At 63.5% G+C, this 8,415-nt stretch carries 11 protein-coding genes and 1 pseudogene; 7 read left to right on the forward strand and 5 right to left on the reverse strand.

Features of this window, described 5'->3' with window-relative positions; all coding sequences use genetic code 11:
- Nucleotides 1-11: 11 nt before the first annotated feature.
- Nucleotides 12-404: pseudogene (locus CWO91_RS09665) on the forward strand (SDR family oxidoreductase); the annotation flags it as partial.
- A 78-nt stretch (nucleotides 405-482) separates the two neighbouring features.
- Here the strand turns inward: CWO91_RS09665 and CWO91_RS09670 are convergent.
- Nucleotides 483-1,367, reverse strand: coding sequence for a 4-hydroxyphenyl-beta-ketoacyl-CoA hydrolase (locus CWO91_RS09670; RefSeq protein WP_011090280.1), 885 nt, complete (start codon nucleotides 1,365-1,367; stop codon nucleotides 483-485).
- Between the two features lie 315 nt (nucleotides 1,368-1,682).
- Here CWO91_RS09670 and ykgO point away from each other — a divergent pair, with 315 nt between their 5' ends.
- From ykgO to CWO91_RS09685, 3 genes are all read left to right on the forward strand, one after another.
- A complete protein-coding gene (gene ykgO, locus CWO91_RS09675; RefSeq protein WP_006611362.1) occupies nucleotides 1,683-1,808 on the forward strand; it encodes a type B 50S ribosomal protein L36 in 126 nt (41 codons plus the stop codon).
- A 104-nt stretch (nucleotides 1,809-1,912) separates the two neighbouring features.
- Complete coding sequence (locus tag CWO91_RS09680; protein WP_130213260.1) at nucleotides 1,913-2,554, forward strand: tetratricopeptide repeat protein; 642 nt, start codon at nucleotides 1,913-1,915, stop codon at nucleotides 2,552-2,554.
- 185 nt (nucleotides 2,555-2,739) lie between these two features.
- Nucleotides 2,740-3,000 carry a hypothetical protein gene (locus CWO91_RS09685; RefSeq protein WP_130213261.1) on the forward strand — a complete coding sequence of 87 codons (261 nt, stop codon included), beginning with the start codon at nucleotides 2,740-2,742 and terminating at the stop codon, nucleotides 2,998-3,000.
- Nucleotides 3,001-3,025: 25 nt separating this feature from the next.
- Here CWO91_RS09685 and CWO91_RS09690 read toward each other — a convergent pair whose 3' ends face one another.
- Nucleotides 3,026-3,208 (reverse strand): hypothetical protein, encoded by a 183-nt coding sequence (locus CWO91_RS09690; protein WP_130213262.1) that lies wholly within the window; start codon nucleotides 3,206-3,208, stop codon nucleotides 3,026-3,028.
- Nucleotides 3,209-3,540: 332 nt separating this feature from the next.
- On the opposite strand from CWO91_RS09690, the gene CWO91_RS09695 reads away from it, so the two are divergent.
- Entirely contained in the window at nucleotides 3,541-4,497 is a 957-nt protein-coding gene (locus CWO91_RS09695) for an alpha/beta fold hydrolase (protein WP_165405330.1), read from the forward strand.
- A 117-nt stretch (nucleotides 4,498-4,614) separates the two neighbouring features.
- Here CWO91_RS09695 and cycA read toward each other — a convergent pair whose 3' ends face one another.
- Entirely contained in the window at nucleotides 4,615-5,010 is a 396-nt protein-coding gene (cycA, locus tag CWO91_RS09700; protein WP_130213264.1) for a cytochrome c-550 CycA, read from the reverse strand.
- 276 nt (nucleotides 5,011-5,286) lie between these two features.
- Between cycA and CWO91_RS09705 the strand changes: the two genes are divergently transcribed.
- The gene (locus CWO91_RS09705) at nucleotides 5,287-6,780 is read left to right on the forward strand and encodes an FAD-linked oxidase C-terminal domain-containing protein (RefSeq protein ID WP_130213265.1); all 1,494 of its coding nucleotides are present in this window, start codon (nucleotides 5,287-5,289) and stop codon (nucleotides 6,778-6,780) included.
- A gap of 87 nt (nucleotides 6,781-6,867) precedes the next feature.
- On the opposite strand, the gene CWO91_RS09710 is transcribed toward CWO91_RS09705, so the two are convergent.
- Complete coding sequence (locus CWO91_RS09710; RefSeq protein ID WP_245471188.1) at nucleotides 6,868-7,218, reverse strand: hypothetical protein; 351 nt, start codon at nucleotides 7,216-7,218, stop codon at nucleotides 6,868-6,870.
- A 4-nt stretch (nucleotides 7,219-7,222) separates the two neighbouring features.
- Nucleotides 7,223-7,432, reverse strand: coding sequence for a hypothetical protein (locus tag CWO91_RS09715; RefSeq protein WP_130213266.1), 210 nt, complete (start codon nucleotides 7,430-7,432; stop codon nucleotides 7,223-7,225).
- Nucleotides 7,433-7,548: 116 nt separating this feature from the next.
- Between CWO91_RS09715 and CWO91_RS09720 the strand changes: the two genes are divergently transcribed.
- The coding region (locus CWO91_RS09720) for an FAD-binding protein (RefSeq protein ID WP_130213267.1) at nucleotides 7,549-8,415 on the forward strand (867 nt) is incomplete at its 3' end.

Genomic DNA, 8,415 nt, shown 5'->3' on the forward strand with positions numbered 1-8,415 from the left:
GGACGTCCTCGCTGCGTCTCACGGTGCAGAAGGCCCTGCCGCTGATGACGGCGGGGGCGTCGATCATCCTGACCGGTTCGAGCACGGGCGTGATGGGGACGCCACAGTTCAGCGTCTCCAGCGCGACCAAAGCCGCGATCCGCAATTTGGCACGCAACTGGGCCCTGGACCTGCGCGGCACGGGCATCCGCGTCAATGTGCTGTCGCCGGGGCCGACCAAGACGGAGCTGGCGCTGGAGGTCGTCGGCGAGGAAGCGTTCAATGCGCTCGGAAGCACGACGCCACTCGGGCGCGTCGGAGACCCGACCGAGACGGGCGCGGTGGCCGCGTTCCTGGCGTCCGCGGACAGCAGCTTCATGACCGGCGGCGAGGTTTTCGTCGATGGAGGCCTCGCGCAAGTCTGAGGCCTCGAGCGTCTGAGCGTGAGGGCTTCGGTCACCGGGATCGAAGCCCTCGATGCGCTACGGGCGATGGGTGAGCGCCTAGATTCCCAACAGCTTGCGCGCGTTGGCCTTCAGCACCTTCGGCCGGATCTCGTCGCGAATGTCGATCTTGGCAAAATCCGACAGCCAGCGGTCCGGCGTGATCACCGGCCAGTCGGAGCCGAACAGCATCTTGTCCTGGAGGATCGAGTTGATGTAGCGCACCAGGATCGGCGGGAAATATTTCGGCGACCAGCCGGAGAGGTCGATATAGACGTTCGGCTTGTGGGTCGCGACCGACAGTGCCTCCTCCTGCCAGGGGAAGGAGGGGTGGGCGAGGATGATCTTGAGGTCGGGGAAATCGGCCGCGACGTCGTCCATGTACATCGGGTTGGAATATTTCAGCCGCATGCCCATGCCGCCGGGCATGCCGGAGCCGACGCCGGTCTGGCCGGTGTGGAACAGCGCGATCGCGCCGCCATTGTTGATCTCTTCATAGAGCGGATAGGCCATGCGGTCGTTGGCGTAGAAGCCCTGCATGGTCGGGTGGAATTTGAAGCCGCGCACCCCGTATTCCTCGATCAGCTTGCGCGCCTCGCGGGCGCCCAGCTTGCCCTTGTGCGGGTCGATCGAGACGAAGGGGATGAGGACGTCGAGATGGTCGGAGGCGACCTCCAGCATCTCGTAATTGTTGTAGCGGCGGAAGCCGGTCTCGCGCTCGGCGTCGACCGGGAAGATCACGGCGGCGATGTTCTTGGAGCGGTAGTACGCCGCGGTCTCCGGCACCGTTGGCGGATGCTTGTTGGGCGACTTGAAATACTCCGCCATCTGCGCCTGGAAATCGTCATAGCCGTCGTCGGCATGGCAGCCGCAGGGCTCCTCGGCATGGGTGTGAATGTCGATGGCGACGACATCGTCGATGTTGGGCAGCTTCAGCTTTGGCATTGGTTTCCTCCCGACGGGTTGCCAAATTGATTATATCATATAACGAATTTGGCAAGGCGCTGCCGAAGGTTATTGGCTTGGCAGATCGGGCCGATCCGGCCGATCCGGCCGTTTCTACTGTGCATGGGGTTGTTTTCGCAAATTTTGCTGGTTCGGAACCGGGCAGTTAACATTGACATCCCCTCCCGCGATGCCTTAAGAACCGCCCCGTCCCGGGCGGTCGGTCCGCCAGCGGGAAAAATCTCATTTTGCCACATTCGCGCGTGCCGAAACGGTAGTGCCGAACACGGCCTTTCGAACGTTCAGGATTCTGCCATGAAGGTCCGTAACTCGCTGAAGTCGCTGCGCGGTCGCCATCGCGCCAACCGCCTGGTCCGCCGCAAGGGCCGGGTCTATGTGATCAACAAGGTGCAGCGCCGCTTCAAGGCGCGTCAGGGCTGATCTCGCCCTGCCGGACGCCTTCGCGCTCCGCAAGACCACGGTCTCACACGAGTTTGACGCCGCCCTGCTTTGCAAGGGCGGCTTTGCGCGTTTAGACTTTGCCCATGGCACTGAGATTCCTTTGCGCGCCCACCCTGTGTCTGGCCCTCGTCCTGGGGACCGCCGGCTTCGCCCCGGTGCTGGCGCAGCAGATTGAGCCGCCGCCTCCGCCCGGCAAGCAGAAGAAGCTGCCGGAAGCGCCGGCCAAGCTGCCCAAGGTCGACCGCACCAAGAATCTCGATTTCCTGTTCGGCGCGCTGAAGGCAGCGCCCGACGAGACCAGCGCCAAGCATGTCGAGGCGCGGATCTGGGCGATCTGGCTCCAGACCCCGAGCGACACCGCGGCACTGTTGATGTCGCGCGCCAAGACCGCGGTCGACGCGCAGAAGATCGATGTCGCAATCAAGCTGCTGGATTCGATCATCAAGCTCAGGCCCGACTATATCGAGGCCTGGAACCGGCGCGCGACGCTCTATTACATGCAGAACGACTATGGCCGTTCGCTCGCCGACATCCAGCAAGTGCTGATCCGGGAGCCGCGCCATTTCGGTGCGCTCGCAGGGCTCGGCATGATCATGCAGGAGGTCGGCAACGAGAAGCGCGCGCTGGAAGCCTACCGCAAGGCGCTCGCCGTCAATCCGCACCTCGAGAAGATCCCCGACCAGGTCAAGGCGTTGACCGAGAAGGTCGAAGGCCGCGACATCTAGAGCACGATCCGGAAAAGTGTGCAGCGGTTTTCCGAAGAGATCGTGCTCAAGCAATAATAAGGCTCAACTCGATCATTTCTTGAGCGATCGCGGCCAGCGCGGATTAACCACGATCGCAGGCGTCGCGTCGCGAGGGCTATTGCCGGGACTGCCGCAGACCTACCTGCATGGCAGGAGCAGAAGCCATGAAGCGTTTGATCTTTGCGGGTAGCTTGCTGCTCGCGTCCGGGACGGTGAGCCACGCCGACGGATTGTTCTGGGTGGTCGGCAACCGCGCCACCGGCAAATGCGATATCGTGACCAGCAATCCCGTGATCATCGGCGATATCTGGTTCGGTGACGGCCCCTACAAATCCAAAGCCGACGCCAAGCTTGCCCGTTCGACGATCCGCGCCTGTCCCGCGGTCACGCCCGACGAGGAGAAGGGCGAGGACGGGTCGAACTAAGTCGCTTGCACCTCGTGCAGGATACCTAGTGCAGGACGTTGCCGCCGCGCTCGGTCAGGCCGCGATCGGCGGCCGCGGCGTAAGCCTTTGCAAGCTCCGCTTCGAGATGCTCGTTGATCAGGAGCAGCGCCCGCACGGCACCGCGCAGGTCGCCGCTGCAGCTCGCGACGATCTCGTCGATCGCAGTGTCGTTCGATCTGAAGCTCATCGAAAATCCTCCGGTTCAAACCAGGAAAAAATCCTGCCGGTCTTTCCCGCATCCCCGAGGCTGCGAGGAGGATCGGCGCCCACCCGCGCCTAGATGGCCGAACCGACCATGGCGATTATATGGAAACCGCGATGACGACTGCATGAAGCTGGTCCGAGGCTTGCGTGTCGCCAAAGAATATTGTTGATTCCATTGGGTTTTTACGTTCCCCAAATTGTGCACATATCCACAACCCCGCTGTTTCCGGTGGAAGCCTCGATGCCGGCTGAGCGAAACTGCCGTGTGCCAAGACCCGTAACTGCCCTGTGCCCAGGACCGCCCGGATTCTCTCGATGATCGTGATGTCAGTCGTGACGGTGCTGGTTCTGCTGGCGCTGGCCACCCAAGCCGGAATCCTCGTCGTGCAGCGCGCCTTTCCGCCGCAGGGCCGGATGATCGAGGTCGACGGCGCGGCGCTCCACGTCGTCGATCTCGGCCCGCGCAACGCTGGCCTGCCGATCGTGATGCTGCATGGCGCGAGCTCCAATCTCGAAGCAATGCGGCGGCCGCTCGGCGATCTCCTCGCCAGGGAGCATCGCGTCATTCTGATCGACCGTCCCGGCCATGGCTGGAGCACGCGCGTGCGGCGGCAGGATTCGACGCCGCAGATCCAGGCGCGGATGATCGATGATGCGCTTCAGAAGCTCGGGATCGACCGCGCGGTCTTCGTGGTGCATTCCTGGAGCGGCGCCCTCGGCGCGCGGATCGCGCTCGATCACCCGCACCGCGTCGCTGGCCTCGTGATGCTCGCGCCCGTCACTCATCCCTGGCGCGGCGGCGTCGGCCGCTACAACGAGATCATCGCAACGCCTGTGATCGGTCCGCTGCTCGCCTACACGATCACGCTGCCGCTCGGCTATGTCCTTACTGAATCCGGTGCGCGCAACGTCTTCCTGCCGCAAGTCATGCCGGACGGCTTCGTCAAGGACTCCGCGACGCCGCTGCTGTTGCGTCCGCGCGAGTTCATCGCCAATGCCTATGATCTGGTGACGCTGAAGGAAGCGGTGGCTGCGCAAGTCGCGCGTTATGGCGAGATCAGGGCGCCGGTCACGATCATCGCCGGCGAGCCCGACAAGACCGTGTCGACCGGCATCCATGCGCGCTCCTTTGCCGCGATCGTGCCGAATGCGAAGCTGATCGTGCTGCCGGATCTCGGCCACATGGTGCAGAACGCCATACCGGATGTCGTCAAGGCGGAGATCGAGACGATGATCGGCAAAATCGTCCCGGCGCAGGCGGCCGCCGATTAAAGCGTTTCGAGCGAAGTGGATACCGGTTCGCGTGAAGAAAACGCGTCAAAACAAGAAGCTAGAGCTTCGGTTCTGATTCAATCCGAACCGAAGCTCTAGCGGGCGCCTTTTCCGCGCCTACTGCTTGATCTTCCCGTCCTTGTCGAACTGCGAGACATAGGCCCAGAGATTGTTGATCTCGGTCTCGTTCTTGACGCCGGCGAACGCCATCTTGGTGCCGGGGATCTTGGCTTTGGGATCCTTGATGTATTCCTTGAACGTCGCCTCGTCCCAGGTGATGCCGGAATTCTTGTTCGCATCCGAGTAGTTGTAGTCGGGAGCGGTGCCCGACTTGCGGCCGTTGAGGCCGTTGAGCTCGGGGCCGACCTTGTTCTTGGCGCCTTCGCCGATGGCGTGGCAGGCCAGGCATTTGTTGAACGATGTCTTGCCGGCCGTGACATCCTGCGCCATCGCGGCGGGTGCGGTGGCAATCACGGTGAGGATCGTCAGTGCGCCAAAAGTCAGTTTTGTCATCGGGTGCTCTTCGTCTCTTCCCTGGTGGGTCTAGTCAGTCCCTTGCCTGAGCGGCAATCGTCGGACCTGCCGGTTTTGGCAGGCCTGCCCGGCTTGGACAAGCCGCCAGACCATGACAGGTTTCACGATTTCCTACTTGTCCCAGAGCGAACTCGCTGGCGATTGCGGATCCGACTTTCGGATGGCCTACCCAAACACCCCCGGACGTGGTTGATTTACCGCGACAAATTGGATCGTGCGGCGTGAGCCGGAAGGATATGCCATGAAGGATTTGATATGGCCATCATGATGCCTGCGAGCGACCAGGCCGTGCTCGCGCGCCGCGCGGACATCGTTGCCGCACTGCGCGCAATCGTCGCCGGCGAAGGCGTGATCGACAGCGCTGCCGAGATGCGAGCCTATGAATCCGACGGATTGACGGCCTATCGGCAGCCGCCGATGGTCGTGGTGCTGCCTGACACCACCGAGCAGGTCTCGCTGGTCCTGAAATATTGTGCAGAGCAGGGCATCAAAGTCGTGCCCCGCGGGTCCGGTACCTCGCTGTCCGGGGGCGCGCTGCCGCTCGAGGACGGCGTGCTGCTCGGGCTCGGCAAGTTCAAGCGCATCCGCGAGATCGATTTCGACAATCGCGTCGTCGTGACCGAGCCCGGCGTCACCAACCTTGCCATCAGTCAGGCGGTGGCACATGCCGGCTTCTATTACGCGCCAGACCCGTCCTCGCAGATCGCCTGCTCGATCGGCGGCAATGTCGCGGAAAATTCCGGCGGCGTGCATTGCCTGAAATACGGCATGACCACCAACAACGTGCTCGGTTGCGAGATCGTGCTGATGAGCGGCGAGATCCTGCGCATCGGCGGCAAGTCGGCGGAGAACCCCGGCTACGATCTGATGGGCGTCATCACCGGTTCCGAAGGCCTGCTCGGGGTCATCACCGAGATCACGGTGCGCATCCTGCAAAAGCCGGAGACCGCGCGCGCGCTGATGGTCGGATTCGCAGAGGTCGAGGCCGCCGGCGAATGCGTGGCGCGCATCATCGGCGCCGGCATCATTCCCGGGGGCATGGAGATGATGGACAAGCCCGCGATCCACGCCGCCGAGGCCTTCGTCCATGCCGGCTATCCGCTCGATGTCGAGGCGCTGCTGATCATCGAGCTCGACGGTCCCAAGATCGAGGTCGACGAGCTGATCACGCGCGTCGAGGCGATCGCGAATGGCTGCGGCTCGACCACCTGCCAGATCTCGACCTCGGAGGCCGAGCGCAATCTGTTCTGGGCGGGCCGCAAGGCAGCGTTCCCTGCGGTCGGGCGCATCTCGCCCGATTATCTCTGCATGGATGGCACGATTCCCCGCGGCGCGCTGCCGAAAGCGCTGGCGCGCATCCGCGATCTCTCGGAAAAATACCAGCTCGGCTGTGCCAACGTGTTCCATGCCGGCGACGGCAATCTGCACCCGCTGATCCTCTACGACGCCAACAAGCCCGGCGAGATCGAGCGTGCGGAGGCTTTTGGTGCCGACATCCTGCGCGCCTGCGTCGAATTCGGCGGCGTGCTCACCGGCGAGCACGGCGTCGGCATCGAGAAGCGCGACCTCATGCCGGACATGTTCAGTGAGATCGACCTGAACCAGCAGCAGCGGTTGAAATGTGCCTTCGACGCGCAGGGCCTGCTCAATCCCGGAAAGGTGTTTCCGACCCTGCACCGCTGCGCCGAGCTCGGCCGCATGCATGTGCATGCAGGTAAGCTCGCGTTTCCGGATATTCCCCGGTTCTGAGCGACCGGGATCGCTCACACGAAGAGCCGCCGGGTTGAGACCGCGGCGGCTCTTGTCATTGGCCTATTGGCAATTGCGAGACGACCGTCAGTAGCCAGACTTCGTGTTCGCGCCACCAGACTTCGTGCTCGCGCCAGTGGTTTGGCCGGGAGCGTAGCCAGAAGCGCCGGGGTGACCTTTCTTAGAACCCATGGCGTGCTTCTTATGTCCCGGAGTGTACCCGGATGCTCCCGGATGGCCTGCCTTGGAGCCCTTGGTCTGCATCTCTTGGCCCGGCGTCTTGCTTGATACGCCTTGGGCAAAGACGGCCGGCGCAGTGCCGATGAGGGCGATGGCAGAAAGTGCAACAATTATCCTCTTCATCTTCATTCCTCCTTCTGAAGGAAGCACCGTGATCAACGGGTTGGAAACTGCGCCGTTCCATGAACGCCTGTTCATCAATCTATTGTCGCAGGTCCAGCAAATGCCCGATGTGCGCGTCGCGCCGATCCGCCGAAGCAGTGCCGGTGATCCCGACGATCGATGCAGAGCGCGGAGTCTGGTTGCAGGCGCCGAGAGATTGCGTCGCCTTACGGTTCTTGCTCGCTTCGCCCGGCGCGGCTGCTTCGGTCAGATGCGCCAGTTGACGACAAGCAGCGGAAGGCTTGCCCACCAAAGGGAGCGCCTTGCTACCGCTCTTTCGCGTTGCACCAGAGATTGCCGGCCCGGGCGAAGCGCAGTGTCTGACAGATTTGATTTCCGGCGCGAATTTCGTTACGGCCTCTTCTCGTGGATACGCTCAAGGTCAGAGACGGCAAAGACGTCGAAGAGGTGGTGCGCGCGGCGATCGCCAACGAACAGCCGCTCGAGATCATTGGTCATGGCTCCAAGCGCGGTATCGGCCATGCGATGGCGACCAATGCCGTGCTCGACATCTCCGCGCTCAATGCGGTCACCTCCTACGAGCCTAACGAGCTGATCGTCACGCTCCAGGCCGGCGCGCCGCTGGCCGACGTGCTGTCGCTGATCGATGCCAAAAACCAGCAATTCGCCTTCGAGCCGATGAACACGGCGCCGCTGCTCGGCACGCCGGCGCTCGGAACCATCGGCGGCATGATCGCCGCCGGGCTCGCCGGTCCGCGGCGGATCAGGGCGGGCGGGGCGCGCGATCACCTGCTCGGGGCGCACGCCGTCTCCGGCTTCGGCGACAGCTTCAAGACCGGCGGCAAGGTGGTGAAGAACGTCACCGGCTACGACCTGTGCAAGCTTCTCGCCGGCTCCTGGGGCACACTGGCGGTGATGACCGAGGTCACGCTCAAGGTGATGCCCAAGCCCGAGGCCGAGCGGACGCTGCTGCTCCGCGGGCTCGACGATGCCCGCGCCAACAAGGCGATGACGGCGGCGCTCGGCTCGCCCTTCGACGTTTCCGGAGCTGCGCATCTGCCGAAATCGGCCTTTCGCGCCAAGACCGATGGGCTCGGCGACATCGCGGGCCAGGACGAGGCACTTACCGTGCTGCGGCTCGAAGGCATCACGGCGTCAGCCGCGCACCGCGCCGGCTCGCTGCGCGAATTGCTGGCGCCGTTCGGAACCGCGACCCTGATCGAAGACGGCGCATCGGCCGCGCTGTGGGCCACGATCCGCGACGTCCTGCCG

Origin of the sequence: Bradyrhizobium genosp. SA-3 (assembly GCF_004212635.1) — a bacterium.
Taxonomy (GTDB): domain Bacteria; phylum Pseudomonadota; class Alphaproteobacteria; order Rhizobiales; family Xanthobacteraceae; genus Bradyrhizobium.

What these genes read in the sequence shown, in the direction of transcription:
- CWO91_RS09690 (WP_130213262.1), bottom strand. Translation starts at nt 3,208, where the DNA reads ATGAGCTTCAGATCGAACGACACTGCGATCGACGAGATCGTCGCGAGC.
- CWO91_RS09710 (WP_245471188.1), bottom strand. Translation starts at nt 7,218, where the DNA reads ATGAACAGGCGTTCATGGAACGGCGCAGTTTCCAACCCGTTGATCACG.
- CWO91_RS09695 (WP_165405330.1), top strand. Translation starts at nt 3,541, where the DNA reads ATGATCGTGATGTCAGTCGTGACGGTGCTGGTTCTGCTGGCGCTGGCC.
- CWO91_RS09670 (WP_011090280.1), bottom strand. Translation starts at nt 1,367, where the DNA reads ATGCCAAAGCTGAAGCTGCCCAACATCGACGATGTCGTCGCCATCGAC.
- cycA (WP_130213264.1), bottom strand. Translation starts at nt 5,010, where the DNA reads ATGACAAAACTGACTTTTGGCGCACTGACGATCCTCACCGTGATTGCC.
- CWO91_RS09685 (WP_130213261.1), top strand. Translation starts at nt 2,740, where the DNA reads ATGAAGCGTTTGATCTTTGCGGGTAGCTTGCTGCTCGCGTCCGGGACG.
- CWO91_RS09705 (WP_130213265.1), top strand. Translation starts at nt 5,287, where the DNA reads ATGGCCATCATGATGCCTGCGAGCGACCAGGCCGTGCTCGCGCGCCGC.
- CWO91_RS09680 (WP_130213260.1), top strand. Translation starts at nt 1,913, where the DNA reads ATGGCACTGAGATTCCTTTGCGCGCCCACCCTGTGTCTGGCCCTCGTC.
- ykgO (WP_006611362.1), top strand. Translation starts at nt 1,683, where the DNA reads ATGAAGGTCCGTAACTCGCTGAAGTCGCTGCGCGGTCGCCATCGCGCC.